Source organism: Cupriavidus sp. IK-TO18 (assembly GCF_015549295.1).
GTDB lineage: Bacteria > Pseudomonadota > Gammaproteobacteria > Burkholderiales > Burkholderiaceae > Cupriavidus > Cupriavidus oxalaticus_A.
Map to the genome: position 1 here is coordinate 123636 of NZ_JADGMP010000036.1, position 21968 is coordinate 145603.

Consider the following 21968-nt stretch of genomic DNA (forward strand, 5'->3'; position numbering starts at 1 on the left):
TATCCACGCAGCGATGGCCAAGAATCGTGAACGCCCCCTGCCCAGCCAGCTCGCCTTTCCCGTAGTCGGGATGGGCGCGTCGGCCGGGGGTATTGAAGCCCTGATCCAGGTGTTCGATGGACTGCCCGCCAGCACCGGCGCAGCCTTTGTCCTGGTCGTCCATCTCTCTCCCGACCACGCCAGCAACCTGGCGCCCGTGCTGCAGGCACGCACCACCATGCCGGTACGGCAGGTCACCGACACCACGCGCATCGAAGCCAACCACGTCTACGTGATTGCGCCCAACCATAGCCTGACCATGATCGACGGCTACCTGCGCGTGGGCCCGCAGGAACGCCGCGACGTCCGCAGCGCGGCCATCGACCTGTTCTTCCGCTCGCTGGCCGATGCCCATCGCCAGCGCGCCGTGTGCGTGGTGTTATCCGGCGCCGGCTCCGACGGCTCGGTCGGCCTGACCCGCATCAAGGAGCTGGGCGGCATCGCCATCGCCCAGGAGCCGGAGGAAGCCGAATACTCGAGCATGCCGCGCTCAGCCATCAGCACCGGCCTGGTCGACTTTGTGATGCCGGCCAACGAGATCCCGCAGCGCCTGCTCGACCTGTGGAATACCGCCAGCCATATCCAGCTGCCCAAGCCGCCCGAGGACGAGGACGCGCCCGAGCCCGCGCCGCAATCGGAAAGCAACGAGCGCGCGCTGCGCGAGGTGATGGTGATCCTGCGCACCCGCACCTCGCATGATTTCCGCCACTACAAGCGCGCCACGGTGCTGCGCCGCATCGAGCGCCGGCTGCAGGTCAATGGCCTGACGAACCTGCAGCAATACCGCGACTACCTGCACCTGCATCCGGAAGAAACGGCACCGCTGCTTCAGGACATGCTGATCATGCGTGACCAACTTCTTCCGCGACAAGGAAGCGTTCGACGTGCTGCGCGCCGACGTGCTGCCGCGCCTGTTCCAGGACCGTCCCGACAGCGACTCGATCCGCGTGTGGGCGCCTGGCTGCGCCACCGGCGAAGAAGCGTATTCGCTGGCCATGCTGCTGCAGGAAGCTTCGTCGCAGACACCCTACCAGCTGCCCTTCCAGGTCTTTGCCACCGATATCGACGAGCGCGCCGTGGCGATCGCGCGCAACGGGCTGTACCCGGAACCGATCATCGCCGACGTCGAGCCGGCGCGGGTACGGCAGTTCTTCACCAAGGACGGCACGCACTACCGCGTGCGCAAGGAACTGCGCGAGCGCGTGCTCTTCGCACTGCACAACGTGCTCAGCGATCCGCCGTTCTCGCGGCTGGACCTGATCTGCTGCCGTAACCTGCTGATCTACCTGGACCGCGACGCGCAGGCCGAGATCCTGCGCACCTTCCATTTCGCGCTGCGCCCGGGCGGCTACCTGTTCCTGGGCAGCTCCGAAGCCGCCGACAGCGTCAGCAACCTGTTTTCGGTGGTCGACAAGAAGGCCCGCGTCTACCGCGCCAACGTCGCGGTGCGCGCCGAAACTCCGTTGCCGCTGTCGGCCGGCATGCTCAATGCGCGCTCGCCGGTGGCGGTGCTGCAGCCGTCCGGCAAGCGCAAGTTCTCCTTCGGCGACCTCCACCAGCGGCTGATCGAGCAGCACGCGCCGCCGAGCGTGCTGGTCAGCCGCGATTCCGAGATCGTGCACCTGTCGGACCGCGCCGGGCGCTTCCTGCAGTACGCCGGAGGCATGCCGTCGCACAACATCATCGGCGCGGTGCGCCAGGAACTGCGGCTGGAACTGCGTACCGCGATCTACCAGGCGCTGCAGAGCAATCACAGCGTCGAGGCCAGGCGCGTGCAGCTCGAACGCGACGGCAGGCATTTCTTCGTCAACATGACCGCGCGCCCGGTACACGACGCCGAAGCCAATGGCGACTTCGTGCTGGTGCTGTTCGACGAGGTCGAGGACAGCATGAGCGCAGCGCCGCGCGGCCAGGCCCCCGACGAGCGCGACCCGATGATCGCGCAGCTCGAACGCGAACTGCATCGCACCAGGGAACAGCTGCAGGTCACCATCGAGCAGTCCGAGACCTCGACCGAGGAGCTGAAGGCCTCCAACGAAGAACTACAGGCGATCAACGAGGAACTGCGCTCGACCACGGAGGAGCTGGAGACCAGCAAGGAAGAACTGCAGTCGATCAACGAAGAGCTGACCACCGTCAACGCCGAGCTCAAGTCCAAGGTCGAGGAAACCGGCAAGATCAACGACGACCTGCAGAACCTGATCATGGCCAACGATATCGGCACGGTCTTCGTCGATCGCAACCTGTGCATCAAGCGCTACACCCCGCGTGCCACCGACGTCTTCAGCATCATCCCGTCGGACATCGGCCGGTCGCTGCTCGATATCACCCACCGGCTCGACTACGACAAGCTTGCCGACGATGCCGGCGAAGCCTTCGACTCCCTGCGCCTGATCGAGCGCGAAGTCAAGAGCAACGACGGCCGCTGGTACCTCGCGCGCTTCCTGCCGTACCGCACCACCGAGGACCGCATCGAGGGCGCGGTGCTGTCGTTCATCGACATCACGTCGCGCCGCGCCGCCGAAGAGCGCCTGAGCGAAGGCGAGAAGCGCATGAATATCGTGGCGGAAAGCACCCGCGACTACGCCATCATCACCTACGACGACGAAGGCCACGTCACCAGCTGGAACACCGGCGCGGAACGCATCTTCGGCTATACCGAGGCGGAGATGCTCGGACAGGAGGCGGAAGCCCTGTACACGCCCGAAGACCGCGCCGCCCGCGTCGCACAGGAAGAAATGGCGCAGGCGCGCCTGTACGGCCGCGTTGAAGAAGACCGCTGGCACCAGCGCAAGGACGGCAGCCGCTTCCGCGCCAGCGGCGTGCTGTCGCGCCTGGACAAGGGCGGTTTCAGCGGCTTTGCCAAGATCATGCGCAATCTCGACGAAGTGGCGCTGACGCGGCTGGCCACGCGCACGGGGCGCGGGGTGGGCGACGAGCCCGTCGACGCGCGCGCCGGCGAACGCGCCGACGCGCGTGCCGAGCGCGTGCGCGACGAGTTCCTGGCGGTGGTGTCGCACGAACTGAAGCATCCGCTCAACCTGATCAGCGCCAGCGCCGAGCTGATCAGCCGTTCGCCCGAAGCGCGCGGCAACCCGGTGATCCAGCGCGCCGCCGGCACCATCCGGCGCACCGTGATCGGCCAGGCGCACATCATCGACGACCTGCTCGACATGTCGCGCCTGCGCACCGGCAAGCTGTCGATCGCGCGCGCGCCGGTCGACTGGGGCGAAGTGGTCGACCGCGTCTGCCGCGCCATCGAGGAAGAGGCCGGGCGCAAGGACATCGCGCTGGAGCGCAGCTTACCGGCCCGCCCGCTGATGATCGACGCCGACCTGACCCGGGTCGAGCAAGTGGTCTGGAACCTGGTCAGCAATGCGCTCAAATACACCAGCGCCGGCGGCAAGATCACGGTCTCGCTATCCAGAGCGGGCGGCGACGGCGTGCTGGAGGTGCGCGACACCGGCGTTGGCATCGACGCGCAGAACCTGCCGCATATCTTTGACATGTTCCGCCAGGGCACTGTGCCGAGCGCGCGGCAGGGCGGCCTAGGCATTGGCCTGTCGCTGGTACGCGAACTGGTGACCATGCAGAACGGCACGGTGCGCGCGAATTCCGACGGGATCGGCAAGGGCTCGGTGTTCACGGTAACGCTGCCGCTGCGCGAAGAAATCGCTACCGACACCGCGCCGGCGCCGGCGCCCTCGCTGCCGCTGAATGGCACCGAGATCCTGCTGGTCGACGACGATTCCGGCACGGTCGAGACGTTCAAGCTGCTGCTCGAAATGGAAGGCGCCAGCGTGTCGGTCGCCACCAGCGGGCAAGAGGCACTGGACCGTCTCGGCGAGCATTGCCCCGACCTGCTGCTGTCCGACATCGGCATGCCCGGCATGTCGGGACTGGATTTCATTCGCGCCATCCGCCGCCAGCCGCACCTCCACAAGCTGACCGCGATTGCATTGAGCGGCTATGGCCGGCCGGACGATATCCGCGAGTCGATGCAGGCAGGCTTCGACGCCCACCTGACCAAGCCGGTCTCGCTGGAGGCCTTGCTGAACGCCATCCGGGAATTGCGCGTTGCCTGAAGCACCGCGGCGTACGTTTTGCGTGCGTTTTTTTTGCGTTTCGCCGGGTGCGCCAACGAACGTAGCGCCGGATTTACGCGCAACGTTGCAATAATCCCTGCAGGCCAGGCGCCGCCCTCACCGGCGCCCCGCCTGCCGTCACGATGGCGCGTTGGAACGCTCCTTGCAGCGCTACCAGTGAGCGCGCAAGCGCAACAGACCCCGGCACCGCGGCCCGACTTCATGCTTCGCATAAGTGGCAGACGCGGGCGCCGCCCCACCGCCATGACCTTCTTCCTGCATCACGACGCGCCTGCGGAGACCGAGTCCGCGACTGGCGTCACTTCCGCGCGATCCCCCGGCTTACAGCCCCACGCCAGACGCCCCGCGCGGCCCACAATATTCCTCGAAGCCCTGCTGGCGACGCGCCTGGAACTGCTGAGCCGCGACCGCGTGTGGCCCGCGCATACCATGGCGCAACGAGAGCGGGTTCTATTGACGCTCTGGGCGCAACGGCCCGAAGACCTTTTCGAGCAGCATGGCACCGCCGACAGCATCGAGCATTGCTTGCACGAGGCGTTTGCCAGCGCCGAAGCGGGCTCGAAAGTGCAGGCCGCGATGGCGTTGAAACGCGCGTACTACCTGGTTTGCTGCACGGTCTCGGCCAGTACATCGGTGCGCGGAGGCGCAAGCGCGGCGCCGGACGGCGATGGCAATGGCAATGGCAATGGCAATGGCAATGGCAATGGCAGCGCCAACGGCAGTGGCCGTACCCACGACAAGCGCTGAACGGATGCGCTGCCTCCGGCTTATCCCGCCACCGTACGCAGGGCCTCATCCCATTCCGCAACGAAGCGCCCGATGCCGAAGCGCTCGCGCGCCAGCCGGCAGCCACGCTCGCCCCATGCGCGCGCCAGCTCCGGATCGTCGAGCAGCTCGCGCATCACGCTGACCAGCACGTCCAGGCGCGTGTCGACGTAGCCGTTGCTGCCGCTCTGGATCACCGTGGCGAGTTCCGCGGTCGCCAGCCCCACCACCGGTACGCCCAGCGTCATGGCCTCCACCACGGCCAGCCCCAGGCTGGTATAGCGGATCGGATTGAAGAAGAAGCGGTAGCGCGCGACAAAGGCGGCCAGTTGCGGATTGGGTATTTCACCGAGCCCTCCCGCCTGCTGCGCCGCCATGCCGACCAGGTCCAGCGGCACCAGCTCCCGCACCTGCGCAAACACGTCCGCGCCCAGCCGGCGGCCCCGGCTCTGCAGGTTGTTGACGACGCTGATCCGCGCGCCAGCTCGCCGCTGTATTGCACCTGGCTGTCGACGATCACGCCGTGCTCGATCACGCGCCACGGCGTCACGCCGCTGTCCCACATCAGCGCATTGAACGGTGTCACATGGACCAGCAGCACCGATGCATCCTGGACCGGATGCAGCGTATTGGTGGGATGTTCCTGCGGCGGGTCGTGCTCGAGGTAGATTGCCGGCAGCGCGCGCTGCGCGTCGCTCAGCAGTTCCACGCGATCGCGCAGGTAATGGTGCCGGTGCTGGTACAGCACGCAGTCGAACCGCCCTTGCGGCACTCTCTGGTACGGCACCTCGCGCACGTTGTTGCCCCATGGCAGCGCGCCGCCGGCGCCGGCATAGCCGGGCGTGCCGTCGTCGCGCGTCACCAGGTACAGGTCGTGCGGAATCTGCGACAGGTAGTACAGGTAGTTGCCATGGACGTGCCAGGTCAGGATGCGCAGGCGCCTAGGCATGGTCATACTCCCGCGCCGCCAGTTCCAGCGCGGTATCGACCACGCGCTTTACGCTGATGCCGGCGGCGCACGGGTGGCCGGCGACCGGGCATTGCTGGTGCATGCAGGGACGGCACGGCGGATGCTCGGCCAGCACGCGGTGCAGCGAGGCATCGAGCGGCGCCCAGCGCGCGCTGTCGCTGCCGCAGGACACCACCACGCTGGGCGTATCCATGGCCGCGGCGATATGCGAGGCGCCGGTGTCGTTGCACAGCAGCAGGCGCGCATGGCCGATCAGCGCGGCCAGCGTGCCCAGCGAAGTCTGTCCGCACAGGTTGACCACCGGCTTGCCGATGCGCCGCGCGAGCTGATCGATAAGCGCCGCTTCGTCGCGGCTGCCGGTCAGTACCACCTTCCAGTGGCGGCGCAGCGCCCTGCCGGCTTCGGCGAAGCGCTCCAGCGGCCAGCGCCGCGACAGCATGCGCGCGCCGGCGTGGATGCAGACATAGCCGGCCGGGCCGAGCCCATGCTCTTCGGCCAGCAGGCGCCAGCTGGCATGATCGAGCGGGCGCAGCGGGAACTCCAGGTGGGGATCGGCGGCGGGATAGCCCAGCGCCTGCATCAGTGACAGCAGCCGCACGACTTCATTGCCTTGCGGCCACGGTAGCAGCATGCCTTCGCGCGTGCTGCGCACGCCCGTGGTATGGGCAGCGTCATGGTCGGCTGCGTCGGAGCAGAATCCTGCCGTGCGGCGCGCACCCAGTCGCCGCACCACCGCATTGCTGAGCGAGCCGCTGCCATGCAGCTGGATCGCCAGGTCGAAGCGCGCCGCGCGCGCGGCCGCGTAGAACGGTGCGGCGGCCGCCTCGGCGTAGGACTGCTCCGGCATGCCGGGCGCACCCGGGAAGACCATCAGCGCATCCACCAGCGCGCCGAAGCGCGAGACGAACTCCTGCGCCCACGGCAGCCCGATCAGCGTGATGTGCGCATCGGGCTCGCCTTCGCGCAGCGCACGCAGCGCCGGCACCGCGCACAGCATGTCGCCCAGCTGCAGCGCGCGGAACACCGCGATGCGGCGCGCCGGCGCATGCGGCTTGCGCCGCGCGGGCATCAGCGGCAGGTTCAAAGGGGAAATGGTTGCGCTTGTCATAGGAACACCACCCGGAATGCCAGTGCGCCGCGCAGGCGCCAGAACAGCGACAGCGGCGGGATCAATACGGAAGTGAGCGCCATCTCGGCCACATGCGCGGGCGTCAGCGCCGCGCCGCGCAGCCGGCGCAGGCAGAACGACACCGTCAGCGCCAGCCACAGCAGGCCGGCGCCGGCGGCAACACGCGGCGCCCCGGCCAGCAACGCCACCGGCGCGGCCAGCAGCGCCAGCACCGCCACGTAGTAATGCCACGGCGGCGTGCGGCGGATGCGCTGCCGGTACAGGCGCGGATGCTTCTTGTACAGCAGCGCGTCGTAATACACCTTGGCCTGCGCGGCGATACTGCTGCCCCATGCCGCCGGCCGCACCGGATGCACGACGACCGCGCGCGGCGCGCGGCCGACCGGGCAGACCTCGTTCATCAGCCGGAACTGCAGGTCCGAGTCCTCGCGCCACGCGCGCGTGAAGCGTTCGTCGAAGCCGCCGATGCGCCGCAGCGCTTCACGCCGCACGAAGCAGTTGGCGGTAACGAACTCCGCCTGCGCCAGTCCGCCGGTATCGCGCTCATGATCGGTCGGCCGCGGCGGCAGCGGCACCTCGACGGCGCCGGCCACGGCGCAGCATTCGGGCTGGCGCGCCAGCGCCGCGCAGCCTTCGCGCAACCAGTGCGGATCCGGCACGGTATCGTCGTCGGTGAATGCGATCACCGCGCTCGCAGCGCGGCGCCAGCCGGCATTGCGCGCCCCGGACGGACCCTGTGTGCCGGACACGGCCACGTAGCGCAGCGCATGCGCGGGATGCCGGGACGCCATCAGCGCCACCAGCCGTTCGATGCGCGCCTCGCAGCCGTCGTCGGCGACGATGATCTCGTACGACTGCGGCGGCAGCCGTTGCGCGCACAGCGCCTGCAGGCAGCGCGCCAGCAGCGCCGGGCGCCGCCAGGTGGGAACCACCACCGAGACCAGCGGCTCAGTCCTGTGCATGGGGTCCTCCCCGGCTGCCCGCCGCGGGCTTTTCCAGCAGGAACGAGCCGATCACCAGGGCATCCAGCGGCGAGGTCCAGAAGCACTCGACCGCATCGCGCGGCGTGCAGACGATGGGCTCGCCGCGCGTATTGAACGAGGTGTTGACCAGCACCGGCACGCCGGTGCGGCGCTCGAACGCGGCCAGCAGGTCGTAGTAGGCGGGATTCTGCTCGCGCCGCACCGTTTGCACGCGCGCGGTGCCGTCGACGTGGCAAACCGCCGGAATGCGCGGCGCCTGTTCCGGGCGCACGTCGTAGATGAACAGCATGAACGGCGCCTCGCCGCGGCCCGGCCTGGCCGCGGTGAACCAGTCGGCGGCGCGCTCCTGCATCACCACCGGCGCCACCGGGCGGAAGTCCTCGCGGTCCTTGATCTCGTTGAGCCGCTGCTGCATGCCGGCGTCGATCGGCGAGGCCAGGATCGAGCGCGCGCCCAGCGCGCGCGGGCCGAATTCCATGCGCCCCTGGAACCAGCCGATGATCTGGTTCTGCGCCAGCAGCTCGGCGGTCTGCGCGGCGATATCGTCAAGCCGGCGGTACGGCAGGTGCGCCCAGTCGAGGAACGCGGCGATCTCGTCGTCGGTATAGGCCGGGCCGAGGTAGGCGTGGTCCATCGACCACTGCCGCGCCGGCCGGCCGCGCTGCAGGAAGTCGACCCACAGCGCCGCGCCCAGCGCGGTGCCGGCATCGCCCGCGGCCGGCTGCACCCAGACTTCGTCAAAGGGGCTGCGGTCGCGCACGCGCGCGTTCATCACGCAGTTCAGCGCGACGCCGCCCGCCATCGACAGGTGGCGCTCGCCGGTCGCTTCGGCCAGCCACGTGGTCATGCCGACCACGGTTTCCTCCAGCACCTCCTGCAGCGAACGCGCGATATCGAGATGCCGGGGCCCGAACGCCTCGCCGCGCTGCCGCGGCGGTCCCAGCAGCACCGTCAGGTCCGCTTGCGCCACGCGGTAACCGCCTTCTGCATCGCGGCTCACCATGCCGCGGAAGGCATCGAGGCAGGCCGGCTTGCCGTACGAGGCCAGCGCCATCACCTTGTACTCGTCCGACGAATGCAGGAAGCCGAGGTGCCTGGTCACCCGCTCGTACAGCAGTCCGAGCGAGTCGGGCAGGTCGATCTGCTTGATGCGGCGGTATTCCTTGCCGTCGAACACGCCGTAGCTGGTAGTGGCGCGCTCGCCGCGTCCGTCCATGGTCAGCACCGCGCAGCGCGTGAACGGCGCCGCGAGGAAGGCGCTGGCCTCGTGCGCCATGTGGTGCTCGACGAAATGCCAGCGGAACGGGCCGTCATGGGTAACGCCGCGGAAGCGCGCGGCCAGGTGGTGCGGCGCGCCGCTGGCCAGCTGGCGCGGCGCGTTGACCACGTACGTCAGGAACAGCGGGTCCCATGGCGATGCGTTGCCGGCGGGTGCGCCCTGCTTCGATGGCTCCAGCGGCAGCGTCACGGTGGCATCGTGCGTGCGCGCGCCCGGCATCAGCGCTGGGTCGAACGAGTAGGCCACGTGGTCGACGTCGCGCAGCGTGATGCCGGCTTCGGCCAGGCAATAGTCGATCGCGTGGAACGGCAGCTCCCACGCGGTGAACGGCACCGGGCGCTTGCCATGCTTGATGTGGGTGAAGCGCTCGTCTTCCGCGGCGGCGATCACCGCGCCGTCGTGCACGAGGCAGGCGGCGGAGTCATGGTACGCGGCGTTAATGCCAAGGGTGAACATGGGCAACCTCGTCGGGGCTCGGTGGATCGGCAGCCGGCACGGCCGGGGCGGCGCGTGCCGCGCCAAGGGCGGAAATGGCGGCGGGGACAAAGGGGGCAGCCGGGACAAAGCCCGCCGCCGGTTCGGTCAATGGAGCATCGGCGCCAAGCCACGGCAGCGGCTGCGCCGGCGGCGCGTCCGCATCGCCGGCAAGCAGCGCCAGCGCGGCCTGCACGGCGTGTGCGGCCGGCACGTCCTCCAGGCAGCGATGGTGGCCCTGCGGGCAGGTGCTCTTGTAGCAGTAGCGGCACGGCACGTCGGCGAACAAGGTGCGGTGCGGCACCTGCCACGGCGTGTGCTGCGGGTTGGTCAGCGCGTACAGGTCGACCACCGGCGTGCCAAGCGCGGCGGCAAGATGGACCGGACCAGTGTTGTTCGACACCAGCAGGTCGGCTGCCTCCAGCAGCGCGCCCATCTCGCCCAGCGTCAGCGCGCCCGCCAGCGGCACCACGCACGCATGGTGTGCAGCGGCGCAGACCGCCTGCACGGTTTCGCGCTCGCTGTCGGCGCCGGTCACCAGCACGTGCGCGCCGGCCTGCGTGGCGAGCGCGTGCGCGACCTCGGCAAAGCGCGCCGCAGGCCAGCGGCGCGAGGCCGCGCTGGCGCCCGGATGCACCACCACCAGCGGGCCGCTGCGGCCGCGGCGCCAGCCCGCGATGCGGGCGGCGAGCGCGGCACGGTCGGCCGCCAGCACGCGGAAGCGCAGCCGGGTATCGCGCGCGCTGGCGCCAACCTGAGCGACCAGGTCGAGCTGCCGCCGGGTCTCGTGGCGCGGGCGCTGGCCGGGCTGCATCGCAGGCTCGCGCTCGGGCACCCAGTCGGTCAGCAATGCATAGGGATTCTCGCGGCAGCAGGCGAGCCGCAGCGGGATGCCCGCCAGCGCGCACAGCATCGCGGCCGGCAACGGGCTCTGGCTGTAGACCGTGAAGATCACCGCGGCATCGAAGCGGTAGCGCGCCAGCCAGCGCGCGCAGCGCAGCATCGCAGGACCGGGCGCGACTGGCGCAGCTTCATCGTGGCGCGCCCACGGCGCATCCCACGCCAGCACGCGCCTGACCATCGGCAAATGCGGCGCGAGCGAGGCGGCGGCATTCGAGGTCAGCAGCGTCAGCCGGCGGCCGGGCATCGACTCGGCCAGCGCCTGCATCGCGGGCGTGCTCATCAGCACGTCGCCCATGTTGTCGAGCCGTACGCATAGTACCTGCCGCGCCGTCTGCCAGGTCGTCATGGCGCCACCGTTTGCATGGCGGGGACGGTGCCGCAGGCGCGCATGCGGGCGGCCACGATGCGCGCGGCAGCGTCGAGCGTGGGCACCACATAGTGCGCCTGGCGCGCTGGCGAAAGCTGCCACTCGGTCTCGTTGCCGCAATCGACCAGCACGGTGCCGCAGCCGGCACGACGCCCGGCTTCGACATCGTTGAGGATGTCACCGACCATCCAGGACCGGCCCAGCGCGAAACGCAGCGCACTGGCGGCCTGCACCAGCAAGCCCGGCATCGGCTTGCGGCAAAGGCAGGCGCGCGTGTAGGCGGGGACCGTGCCCTGGGGGTGGTGCGGGCAGTAATAGAAGCCCGCGAGCGTGGCGCCGTGTTCGGCGAACATCGCCGCCAGCCGCTCGCGCACCGGCACGAGGTCGGCCTCGGCGTGATAGCCGTGCGCGACGCCCGGCTGGTTGGTCACCACCACCAGCGGCACGCCGAGGCTGCCCAGGTCGCGCAGAGCCGCCGCGGCGCCGCGCGCGAGCCGCATCCGGCCGGGATCGACGTTGTACGGCACGTCGTCGAGCAGCGTGCCGTCCTTGTCGAGCAGCACCGCGCCGGGCAATACGCACGCGTTTTGAACCGGGTCGCTCATGGCCAGGAGGTTTCCTTCATCGGCAGCACCATGACCTCGGGGATCACGGTCTCATCCGGCTGCGTCAGCACGAAGCGCACGGCGTTGGCCACGTTGGCGGGATCCTGCAGGTTGCCCTGGTCGATGTCGGGGAAACGGTCGAGCAGGAACGGCGTGCGCATGCCGCCGGCGACGATCGCCGATACCTTGATGCCATGCGGGCGCAGCTCCGCATGCAGCGCATGCGAGAAGCCGAGCAGCCCCCACTTGGTGGCGTGATAGGCCGACGCATTGGGCCAGGCGCGCTTGGATGCGGTCGACGCGATATTGACGATGTGCCCGCCGCCCTGCGCCTTCATCAGCGGCACGGCCGCATGCGACATCAGGTAGGGACCGTACAGATTGACCATCAGCACCTTGCGCCAGGTCTCGGCATCGACTTCCTCGACCGGCAGCGTGACGTCGATGGCCGCGTTGTTGACAATGCCGTCGAGCCGCTGCACCCGTTCGCGCACGGCATCGAAGGCGGCACGCACCGAACCCGGCTCCGCCACATCGAGTCGCAGCGGCCACGCCTGGCCGCCGGCTTCGGTCAAGGTCTCGGCGCTGTCGCGGGCCAGCTTGTCGTCGATATCGGCAACGATCACGCCCGCACCGGCCTGGACCAGCGTGCGGCACACGGCGGCCCCAAGGCCACGTCCGCCGCCGGTCACGAGGTAATGACGGTCCTGCAGCGGCAGCGCCGCCGCGGTGTTTGGATCGGGACGTTGCGAAGGTTGCGGAGTCTGCATGGTGAATCCTCGTGCAAAGGTGAGCGGTTGCCGCGGCGCTCACGGCGTCCGCAGATTCGGACAGCCGGAATCGGACAGCGGGTCGGACAGCCGGTCGGCCCGGCCGGGAATCACGCCGCAGCGAAATATGTGCCAAGCCCCGGCCTGCGCGCGATGGCAGCACTCCTGCGCGACCCCACGCAACAGCGCCGCCACGCAGCCAGCGAAGGCTTCGTCGTACCAGGCATTGGCACCGCTTACCGCGACCACGATGCCGTCGAACACGGCCGCGCCGCCGAGCAGCGTGTCGTCGCTGCGCAACCGGTGCGGTGCGCAGTGGACCACCGCGGCGCTGGCCATGCCGGTGCGCCACGACAGGCTGGCCTTGGCGCGCGCGTACAGGCTGTAGTCCGCATCCCACGCCTCGCGCGAAGGCAGCGAATGCTCGTACAGGATGGCTTCCTCGAAGGTGCAGTCGCCGGGTTGCAGCGTCGGATCCATCACGACTACGTGCATGCATCCGCTCTCGCCGACGGCCTTGTCGCGCAGCGATGCCTCCAGCATCGGCAGCGCCAGTTCGACGGCTCGCCTCGCCGCGGCGCGATCGCTGAAGCGGCTGGCGCCGGCATGCGAGGCGCGCGGGGAAGGCTCGGCACCAGGACGTGCGTTGTCGCTCGGATTCATGGGCAGCTCCATGGTGGGTGGCATGTTTTGCGCCTTCGACGCTGCAAGCATCGCGCCCGATCCGGTATGCGCCCGGGCGTGTTGCAAGCGTTCCAAGGCTCATGCCTGAATGGAAAAACTCGTAAGCGCAAATTACAACCGGCGGCGTAAGAATGACTCAATGCGGTAGCAATGCCGCAAGGCGCCTGCTTCGATACGCACAAAGCGATCTGTGATCGAGAAGCGCCGAGAATCGCTATAACGCTTCTCGGTCGGTTCCCTTCCGTCCGTCCTTTTCAACGCCTTTCGCAGTCGCGCGATCACGCCAGCGCACTGGCACGCTAGCTGCTGAGGCCAGCCCCTGTCCGAGTCGCCCGAATCCGCGGGCGGAGCGGCAACCAGGGAGACCGCCATGCGCAAGATCGCGCTTATCAGTGAACACGCTTCGCCGCTGGCCAGTGTCGGCAGCACCGATTGCGGCGGCCAGAATATCTACGTGGCACACCTGGCGCGCCAGCTTGGCACGCGCGGCTACCTGGTCGACGTGTTCACCCGCCGCGACAAGGCGCTGCTGCCCGAGGTGGTCGCCTTTGCGCCCAATGTACACGTGATCCACGTGCCCGCCGGACCACCGGTGCAGGTGCCCAAGGAGCAATTGCTGCCCTACATGGACGCCTTCGGCGAGTTCCTGGTGGAGTTCATCCGGCACGATCCGGTGGGCTACGACGTGCTGCACGCGAACTTCTTCATGTCGGGGCTGGCCGCGCTGCAGGCACGCCGGGCGCTGGGCATTCCGCTGGTGATGACCTTCCATGCGCTGGGCAAGGTGCGGCGCCTGCACCAGGGCAGCACCGACGGCTTTCCCGATGCGCGCTTCGACATCGAAGACACGCTGGTGCGCGTGTCCGACTGCGTGGTGGCGGAATGTCCGCAGGACCTGGACGACCTGGTCAGCCTGTACGGCGCCGATCCCGGCCGCATCAGCACGGTGCCATGCGGGTTCGACGGCGCCGAGTTTGCCCCGGTAGCGCGACACGCGGCGCGGCGCGAGCTGGGCTGGCAGCGCGATGCCTTCAGCGTGCTGCAGCTGGGCCGGCTGGTGCCGCGCAAGGGCATCGACAACGTCATCCGCGCGCTCGGCTGCCTGCGCCGCGACCACGGCATGCGCGCCGCGCTGTACGTGGTGGGCGGCAATGCCGAGCAGCCCAGCGTGCAGGCCACGCCCGAAATCGGCCGGCTGCAGGGCGTGGCCAAGGAAGAAGGCGTGGCCGACAGCGTGGTGTTCGTCGGCCGGCGCGGACGCGACACACTGCGCCTGTTCTACAGCGCCGCCGACGTGTTCGTCACCACGCCCTGGTACGAGCCCTTCGGCATCACGCCGGTCGAGGCGATGGCCTGCGGCGCGCCGGTGATCGGCGCCGACGTGGGCGGCATCCGTTCCACCGTGGTCGACGGGCAGACCGGCTACCTGGTGCCGCCGAAGGCGCCGGCCGCGCTGGCGGCGCGGCTGGCGACGCTGGCCACGGACCCCGCGCATGCGCGCCAGCTCGGCGAAGCGGGACGGCGCCGCGCGCAGCGCCATTTCACCTGGGCCGGCGTGGCGCAGCAGATGGAAGCCGTGTATGCCGGCGTGTGCGCCGGCGCCTGCCCCATCACGGCCGGCGCGCGCCGGGCCGCGGCGTGATCCCGGCCGAAGGAGAACAGAGATGAAGGAAAGCGACCGCAAGCGAATCCTGATCACGGGCGGCGCGGGGTTCCTTGGCTCGCACCTGTGCGAACGGCTGGTGCGGGCCGGGGAGGACGTGCTGTGCGTTGACAACTTCTATACCGGCACCAAGGAGAACATCGCGCACCTGCTCGGCAGGCCGAACTTCGAGCTGCTGCGCCACGACATTACCTTTCCGCTGTACGTCGAGGTGGACGAGATCTACAACCTCGCCTGCCCGGCCTCGCCCGTGCACTACCAGCACGACCCGGTGCAGACCACCAAGACCAGCGTCAACGGCGCGATCAACATGCTGGGGCTGGCCAAGCGGCTCAAGGCGCGCATCCTGCAGGCATCGACCAGCGAAATCTACGGCGATCCCGAGATGCATCCGCAGCAGGAGGCATACTGGGGCCACGTCAATCCCGTCGGCATCCGCTCCTGCTATGACGAGGGCAAGCGCTGCGCCGAGACGCTGTTCATGGATTACCACCGGCAGCACCGGCTCGATGTCCGGATCGCGCGAATTTTCAACACGTATGGGCCGCGCATGCATCCCGCGGACGGCCGCGTCGTGTCCAACTTCATCACCCAAGCGTTGGCCGGAGCGCCCCTGACCGTCTATGGCGACGGCGCGCAGACGCGCGCCTTCTGCTATGTCGACGACCTGGTGGACGCGCTGGTGCTGCTGATGGAAGCACCCGCTTCCGGCATGCCGGTCAATCTCGGCAATCCGCGCGAGACGACTATGCTGGAGATTGCGCAGGAAGTGCTGCGCGCCACCGGCTCGCATTCGCCGGTCGAGATGCGCCCCCTGCCCGCCGACGACCCGCACCAGCGCTGCCCCGACATCTCGCTGGCGCAAAGCCTGCTGGGCTGGGCGCCGCGCACGTCGCTTGAAGACGGCCTGCGCCACACGGTCGATTACTTCGCGGCGCGGCTGGCGGCACAGGCGCATGCGCAGGGCGCGCCGGGCAACGTGGTGCCGGTATCCGCCACGGCACGAGAAGTCCGCGCCGTGGTGCTTAACAAATAGCGCGCGACACGAACCTGCCAGTGGCGATGGCAAGGGTGATTCGATGGTGACTGACATAGCCGGCCCGGTGACGGTGATTGCACCGCACCTGGACGATGCGGTGTTCAGCTGCGGCGGCCTGATCGCCGCGGCACGGGGCGCGCGCGTGGTGACGGTCTTCGCCGGCGTCCCGCCCGCCGATGTGCCGGCACCGGACTGGGACCGCGCCGCGGGCTTCGACAGCGCCGAGCAGGCAGTGCGCGCGCGCCGGCGCGAGGACAACCGCGCCCTTGGCATGCTGGGCGCGCAGCCGGTCTGGCTCGATTTCTGGGACAGCCAGTATGGCCGCCGTCATACGCCGCGCGAGATCGCGGACAGCCTGCAGCCCGTGCTGCTGGCGCAGACCGACGGCATGGTGGTTGCGCCGCTCGGCCTGTTCCATTCCGACCACGTGCTGGCGCATGAAGCCTGCCGCCTGCTGATGCAGGCGGCGCAGGTGCGCGCCGCGGCGTGGGCCGCGCTGCTGGTGCCATCGCGAGGGCCGGCGGGATCGGCGCTGCCGGTGCAGTGGCTGTACTACGAGGACGTGATCTACCGCCGGCTGCCCGGGGTGCTGCAGCAACGGCTGGCCGAATGCCTGGGTGCAGGACTGCAAGCGACCCCGGTCAACCTGCCGGTCAGCCAGTACCTCGCGCAGAAGAGCTACGCAGTCAATGCCTACCAGAGCCAGGTGCAGATGTTCGGCGAAGAGCAGCTGTGCGACCTGTGCGCGCCTGAGCGCTACTGGTCGCTGTCCGCCGGCGAGTCTGCGCAACGCTGATTCCCCTTCGCGATACCGATAGCGATAGCGATGCCTGCCGACCAAGCCTTGCATGCCGCGCCGCCGGGCGCCTCGCTCGACATCAGCGTGGTGGTGCTGACGCACAACCGGCGCGACACCGTGCGCCACGCGCTGCGCCAGCTCAGCGCGCTGCCGGAGCGCCCGCCCCTCGTGGTCGTCGACAACGCCTCCGACGACGGCACCAGCGCGATGGTCCGTGACGAGTTCCCGCATGCCACGCTGCTGCGCTGCCAGCGCAACCTCGGCGCCGCGGGGCGCAACCTCGGCGCAAGATGGGCGCGCACGCCCTATGTCGCCTTCTGCGACGACGATTGCTGGTGGACGCCGGGCTCGCTCGCCACCGCCTGTGCCATGTTCCGCGACCATCCGCGCGTGGCCGCGCTGACCGCACGCATCCTCGTCGGCGAATGCGCACGCGAGGATCCCGCCTGCGCGCGCATGGCCGACAGCCCGCTGCCGTCGGCCATGCTGCCTGGGCGCGCCATCCTCGGCCTGATGGCTGGCGCCACCGCGTTCCGCACCGAAGCATTCCGCCAGGCCGGCGGCTATCATCCGCGCTTCTTTATCGGCGGCGAAGAAACCTTGCTGGCGCTGGACCTCGCGGCGAGCGGCTGGCACCTGGTCTACGCGCCGCAACTGGTGGTGCACCACCATCCCAGCCCGCTGCGCGACGGCGGCCGGCGCCGCTCGCTGCTGGCGCGCAATGCGGTGTGGGCGGCCTGGCTGCGGCTGCCGTGGCGCATGGCGCTGGAGGAAACGGCGGCTGAGTTGCCGGGCCTGCTGCGTTCGCAGGGGTGGCGCGGCATTGCGGAGGTGCTGAAGGGGATGGCGTGGGTGATGCGCGAGCGGCGGGTGATACCGCGGGAATTGGCCGCGTTGAGGCGGGATTTGCGGGGGCGGTGAAAGCCCTCATCCAGGCTCCTGCTCCGCCCGCGTCGCCAGCGACCTCAGCGCCGCCACCAGCTCGCCGATCCGCACCGGCTTTGACAGATGCAGCTGGAACCCCGCCATCATCGCGCGCATGCGGTCCTGCGGCTCGGCGTGTCCCGATAGCGCGATGGCCGTCATGCGCCGCCCCAGCGGCACCTGCATCTGCGCTTCCAGCCGGCGCACGCGGCGCAGCACGGTGTAGCCGTCTTCCTCGCCGAGCGCCAGGTCGCACAGCAGCACCTGCGGCCACTCGGCCTGCGGCGTCGCCGCCAGCAACCCGATCACTTCGTCGCCGCGCTCCTGCGCGATCGCATGCGCGCCGTAGTCTTCAAGCGCGGCGCTCAGCACCTCGCGCGTGGTTTCGTCGTCGTCCAGCAGCAGCACGCGCATGCCCTTGAGCGCTTGCGTGTCGGGCACTTCGAGCGCCTCGGGCGTGCCGGGCGCCGGGGCGCGCCGCGGCTCCGGCTCCTGCACCGCGCGCATCGGCATCAGCAACTGGCACGCATGAGCGCCGGGATCGGCGGTCAGCGTCACGCCGTGCTCGCCCAGCCATTCGCGTAGTCCCTCCACGTCGTCCAGCGGCCCCTGCTGCGGCGACGCCGACACGCGCAGCCCGGCCTGCCCGTCGTGCCGTTCCAGACGCAGCTCCAGCCGCCCGCCCGGTTCCGTGGTGGCAATCATCTGCTGGCAGAGTTCCCAGATGGCCTTCTGCAGCACGCCGGGATCGCCGGTCACGCGCAGCTCGGCTTCGCTCTGCACCGTGAACAGGTTGACGTGGCGCTCGGCGATGGTCTCACGCAGGCCATCGACCACGCTGGCCACCAGCGTCTCCAGCCGCACCGGCTGCAGCGCCAGGCGCCGCTCGGCGCGCTCCAGTTCGCGCTGCTGCTGCTGCAGCTGCCACATCTGCGTGTAGATGCCGCCGCGCGCCAGCAGCGTGGCGTGCGAGCCCTGCTCGACGATGCGGCCGTGCTCCATCACCAGGATCTGGTCGGCATCGACGATGGTGGAAAGCCGGTGCGCGATGATCAGCGCGGTGCGGCCGCGAGCCACCGCCGACAGCTCCTGCTGGATCGCGCGCTCCGAGCGCGTGTCCAGCGCCGAGGTGGCCTCGTCGAACACCACCAGTGGCGGGCGCTTGAGCATCGCGCGCGCGATCGCCACGCGCTGCCGCTCGCCCCCGGACAGGCGCACGCCGCGCTCGCCGACCTGGGTTTCGTAGCCGTCGGGCAGGCGATCGATAAAGGCATCGAGCTGCGCCGCGCGCGCCGCCGCGACGATATCGGCCCGGGTCGCGCCTTCGCGGCCGTAGCCGATGTTGTAGGCGATGGTGTCGTTGAACAGGATGGTGTCCTGCGGCACGATGCCGATCATCTCGCGCAGGCTGCGCTGCGTCACCAGCCGCAGGTCCTGCCCGTCGATGCCGATGCTGCCGCTATCGGGCTGGTACAGGCGGAACAGCAGCCGCGCCAGCGTCGACTTGCCCGAGCCGCTGCCGCCGACCACCGCCACGGTCTGCCCCGCCTGCGCGCGGAAGCTGACCTCCCACAGGGTCTGGTGGCTGGGGTCGTAGCTGAAGTTGACGCGGTCGAACACGATCTCGCCGCGCGTCACGCGCAGCGGCCGCGCCCCCGGCGCGTCGTCGTCCTCGCCGGGCCTGCCGCGCGCGTCGAGCAACGCGAACAGGCGCTCGACGTTGGTCATGGCGTCGTTCGACTCGCGGAAGATAAAACCCAGCGTATTGAGCGGCAGCACCACCTGGATGATGTAGGCATTGATCAGCACCAGGTCGCCCACCGACAGTGAACCCTGGATCACGCGCTGCGTGGCCAGCAGCATCACCGCCGCCACGCCGAGCGCAATGCATACGCTCTGGCCGATATGCAGCGTCGACAGCGCGTACTGGTTCTCGACGCTGATGCCGACCCAGCGCCGCAATATGTCGGACAGCCGCCGTGTCTCGAACGACTCGCGCGCGAAGAACTTGACCGTGTCGTAGTTGAGCAGGCTGTCGACCACCTTGCTGTTGGTGGTGGCCTCCACCGCATTGACCTTGCGCTGCACGCGCATGCGCCGCTGCGTGTAGTACCAGGTAAAGGCCGAGTACAGCACGAACACGCCCAGGATGATCGCGGCGAACGCGCCGCCATAGGCGCCGATCATGATGGCCAGTACGGAGACGATTTCCATCAGCGTCGGCACGATGGTGAAGACTGCCACGCCCAGCAGGAAGCCGATCGCCGCTGTGCCCTTCTCCAGGTCGCGGATCACGCTGCCGGTGGCGCGCCTGGCATGGAAGCGCGCGCCCAGCGCGTGCAGGTGCGCGAAGGTGCGCTCCATGAACGCTGCCACTGTGCTTTGCGTGACATAGGCGAAGACCACGTCGCGCAGTTCGCTGAAGGCATTGCCCATCAGCCGCAGGATCGCGTAGGCCAGCACCAGGAACACGGGCATGGCCACCAGCCCGAGCCGCGCCGCATCGGTGCCGGCCGCGGCCGGCGCGACTTCGTCGACCACGAGCTTGAGCAGCAGCGGCACCGCCACCGCGCAGGCCTTGGCCAGCAGCAACAGCGATACCGCCACCACCACGCGCAGGCGGAAACGCCATATCGCGCGGAACAGTTCGGCGGCAATGCGGCGGCGGGACGGGGGCGCGATCGGTTGCTGGGGCATGCGTGCTGGGAATCGGCGTTCAGGTCAACGGAGGAAGCGGCGGGACCGGCCGCCTCCGAGGTGTTGGGGCGAGGCAAATTCCGTACCGGTGCGTAGCGCCCGCGGCGCATGGCGCGGAACCTGCTGCGCACCGGCTAGCGGCGCCATGCGTCCCACTGCCAGACATCGATGATGCCCGAGCGCAAGAAGCCACCAGTCAGCCGTGCCGAACTGAACGAATGCCGGCGTTGCCCGCTATGGCGCAATGCCACTCAAGGCGTGCCCGGTGCCGGCGCGGCGCACGCGCGCATCATGCTGGTGGGCGAGCAGCCCGGCTCGCAGGAAGACCTGCAGGGCTCGCCGTTCGTGGGTCCCGCGGGACAGCTGCTGGACGATGCGCTGGGGCGTGCCGGACTGGACCGCGACAAGCTGTTCATGACCAATGCGGTCAAGCATTTCAAGTTCGAATTGCGCGGCAAGCGGCGGCTGCACAAGTCGCCGGGCCAGCTGGAGATCGAAGCGTGCCACCTGTGGCTCGAGCGCGAGCTCAAGCAGGTGGATCCGCGGATCATCGTCGCGCTGGGCGCCACCGCCGCGCGCGCGGTGCTGGGCCGCAAGAGTGTGACGCTGGGCACGATGATGGACACGCCGGTCGAGCACGAGGGCCGGCTCGTCATCGCCACCTATCATCCGTCGTTTGCGCTGCGCCAGCGTTCCGACGACGCGCGCGCGGCCGCATTCGATCGCATCGTGCGCAGCCTGCAAGCAGCCGCGCGGCTGGCGCGCGGCGAAGGCTAGGCGGCCTCAGGAACGGTTCACCGTGGGCGGCGCATCGGGATCGCGGCTGCCCGGGTCGAGCAGGTCGCGCTTGCCGACGCCGGGCGGGAATTCGCCGCGGCCGGGCTTCTCTTCGCTGCGCGGCGCGCGTGGGCTCGAGGATGGGTCCGCGGCCTTATCCTTTCGATGCGAAGCCGCATGCTCCCAGTCCGCAGCGGCGCGTTCGCGCGCACGCTGGTTTTCCGCCGCGTTCTCCCGCAGTTCGCGGTCATCCAGCCCCTGCCGCTTGTCGAGCGAGGGGTTGCCCGACGTGTCGTGCTTGCTTTGCTTCATGGCGCCTCCTGAGCATCAGGCCGCGGCGCGGCCACTCCAGCATGGCGCGCAACTTTCATTCCACGGCGGCACTGCTGCAGCGGGCCGGACACATGCATGCGCCGCGGCACCGCACGCCGCGGGTGACGCCTGTAAGAAGCGCCAGTGCTTGTAGAAAGTGCGATGCAGCGGGTGGCCACGGCGACACGGGCCGTCGTCGTATCCGTGGCCCGGCAAATGCTTTGCACAACAACAGCAGGACAACATCACTCCAGGAGAAACCAATGCGCATCCGCCTTGCGTCCGCTTTGACATCCACTTCCCGCTTTGCCGCGGCCGCCGCGCTGCTGTCGCTGCTGGCCGGCGGCGCGCTGGCCCAGAAGACAGACAGCACCGGTGTGCGCACCGACAAAGGGCCCATCGGCAGCCAGACCATTCCGCCGCCGGGCGCCGCGGTGGCGCCATCCAGCACGCCGGGTGCCACGCCGACCAATCCAGGCGGGCTCGCGCGCGAGCTGGGCGACGTGCCGAAGGAACCGCATACGGCTGGCGGCCTGCCCGGCCGCGACAAGCCCAAGCCGGCATCGGAAAGCGCCGGCAAGGCCGACCGCGATGGCTTGCACGGCAAGCCGCGCACCGGCAGCGGCGGCGCCAGCATCGACCAGACCCGCGTGCCCGATTCCAAGGGACGCTGACATCGATTC

16 protein-coding genes and 2 pseudogenes are annotated in these 21968 nt (G+C 69.5%); 8 read left to right on the top strand and 10 right to left on the bottom strand.

From position 1 onward, the window contains the following. Positions 1-13 precede the first annotated feature (13 nt). Together IPF36_RS29075 and IPF36_RS29080 are read left to right on the top strand one after the other, a co-directional pair. Positions 14-4124 (top strand): annotated as a pseudogene (locus IPF36_RS29075) (CheR family methyltransferase). 264 nt (positions 4125-4388) lie between these two features. Next, entirely contained in the window at positions 4389-4892 is a 504-nt protein-coding gene (locus IPF36_RS29080; RefSeq protein ID WP_195431774.1) for a hypothetical protein, read from the top strand. 20 nt (positions 4893-4912) lie between these two features. On the opposite strand, the pseudogene IPF36_RS29085 reads toward IPF36_RS29080, so the two are convergent. The 8 genes and pseudogenes from IPF36_RS29085 to IPF36_RS29120 all read right to left on the bottom strand — a co-directional run bounded on the left by IPF36_RS29085 (position 4913) and on the right by IPF36_RS29120 (position 13053). Beyond that, positions 4913-5859, bottom strand: a pseudogene (locus IPF36_RS29085) (glycosyltransferase). After that, the gene (locus tag IPF36_RS29090) at positions 5852-6949 is read right to left on the bottom strand and encodes a glycosyltransferase family 9 protein (RefSeq protein ID WP_195431771.1); all 1098 of its coding nucleotides are present in this window, start codon (positions 6947-6949) and stop codon (positions 5852-5854) included. Before IPF36_RS29090 ends, IPF36_RS29085 begins: the two are co-directional and overlap by 8 nt. 35 nt (positions 6950-6984) lie before the next feature. Further along, positions 6985-7971: a glycosyltransferase family 2 protein gene (locus IPF36_RS29095; RefSeq protein ID WP_195431720.1), complete on the bottom strand. Its 987-nt coding sequence runs from the start codon at positions 7969-7971 to the stop codon at positions 6985-6987. Beyond that, the gene (locus IPF36_RS29100; protein ID WP_195431721.1) at positions 7958-9727 is read right to left on the bottom strand and encodes a carbamoyltransferase C-terminal domain-containing protein; all 1770 of its coding nucleotides are present in this window, start codon (positions 9725-9727) and stop codon (positions 7958-7960) included. Before IPF36_RS29100 ends, IPF36_RS29095 begins: the two co-directional genes overlap by 14 nt. Then, positions 9708-10994 (bottom strand): glycosyltransferase family 9 protein, encoded by a 1287-nt coding sequence (locus IPF36_RS29105; protein WP_195431722.1) that lies wholly within the window; start codon positions 10992-10994, stop codon positions 9708-9710. Before IPF36_RS29105 ends, IPF36_RS29100 begins: the two co-directional genes overlap by 20 nt. Further along, positions 10991-11620, bottom strand: a complete 630-nt coding sequence (locus IPF36_RS29110) for an HAD-IIIA family hydrolase (protein WP_195431723.1) — start codon at positions 11618-11620, stop codon at positions 10991-10993. The genes IPF36_RS29105 and IPF36_RS29110 overlap by 4 nt, the downstream gene beginning before the upstream one ends. Then, a complete protein-coding gene (locus tag IPF36_RS29115; protein ID WP_135704602.1) occupies positions 11617-12390 on the bottom strand; it encodes an SDR family oxidoreductase in 774 nt (257 codons plus the stop codon). The genes IPF36_RS29110 and IPF36_RS29115 overlap by 4 nt, the downstream gene beginning before the upstream one ends. A gap of 39 nt (positions 12391-12429) precedes the next feature. After that, positions 12430-13053, bottom strand: coding sequence for a hypothetical protein (locus tag IPF36_RS29120; RefSeq protein WP_255519933.1), 624 nt, complete (start codon positions 13051-13053; stop codon positions 12430-12432). A 391-nt stretch (positions 13054-13444) separates the two neighbouring features. Here IPF36_RS29120 and IPF36_RS29125 point away from each other — a divergent pair, with 391 nt between their 5' ends. From IPF36_RS29125 to IPF36_RS29140, 4 genes are read left to right on the top strand one after another with little or no spacing between them, the layout of a single operon-like run. Next, on the top strand, positions 13445-14716 hold the full coding sequence (locus IPF36_RS29125) for a glycosyltransferase (RefSeq protein WP_133093860.1): 1272 nt from the start codon (positions 13445-13447) through the stop codon (positions 14714-14716). 22 nt (positions 14717-14738) lie between these two features. Continuing rightward, entirely contained in the window at positions 14739-15773 is a 1035-nt protein-coding gene (locus tag IPF36_RS29130) for a UDP-glucuronic acid decarboxylase family protein (RefSeq protein ID WP_195431724.1), read from the top strand. A gap of 43 nt (positions 15774-15816) precedes the next feature. Further along, entirely contained in the window at positions 15817-16572 is a 756-nt protein-coding gene (locus IPF36_RS29135) for a PIG-L deacetylase family protein (protein ID WP_135704595.1), read from the top strand. Positions 16573-16602: 30 nt separating this feature from the next. After that, positions 16603-17496, top strand: a complete 894-nt coding sequence (locus IPF36_RS29140) for a glycosyltransferase family 2 protein (protein ID WP_195431726.1) — start codon at positions 16603-16605, stop codon at positions 17494-17496. A gap of 6 nt (positions 17497-17502) precedes the next feature. On the opposite strand, the gene IPF36_RS29145 is transcribed toward IPF36_RS29140, so the two are convergent. Then, positions 17503-20196, bottom strand: coding sequence for an ABC transporter transmembrane domain-containing protein (locus tag IPF36_RS29145; RefSeq protein WP_195431728.1), 2694 nt, complete (start codon positions 20194-20196; stop codon positions 17503-17505). A gap of 171 nt (positions 20197-20367) precedes the next feature. Between IPF36_RS29145 and IPF36_RS29150 the strand changes: the two genes are divergently transcribed. Next, positions 20368-20973, top strand: a complete 606-nt coding sequence (locus tag IPF36_RS29150; protein ID WP_195431772.1) for a UdgX family uracil-DNA binding protein — start codon at positions 20368-20370, stop codon at positions 20971-20973. A gap of 6 nt (positions 20974-20979) precedes the next feature. Here IPF36_RS29150 and IPF36_RS29155 read toward each other — a convergent pair whose 3' ends face one another. Continuing rightward, positions 20980-21285: a hypothetical protein gene (locus tag IPF36_RS29155; protein ID WP_135704590.1), complete on the bottom strand. Its 306-nt coding sequence runs from the start codon at positions 21283-21285 to the stop codon at positions 20980-20982. Between the two features lie 263 nt (positions 21286-21548). Between IPF36_RS29155 and IPF36_RS29160 the strand changes: the two genes are divergently transcribed. Then, complete coding sequence (locus tag IPF36_RS29160; RefSeq protein WP_195431730.1) at positions 21549-21959, top strand: hypothetical protein; 411 nt, start codon at positions 21549-21551, stop codon at positions 21957-21959. Positions 21960-21968: the final 9 nt, after the last annotated feature.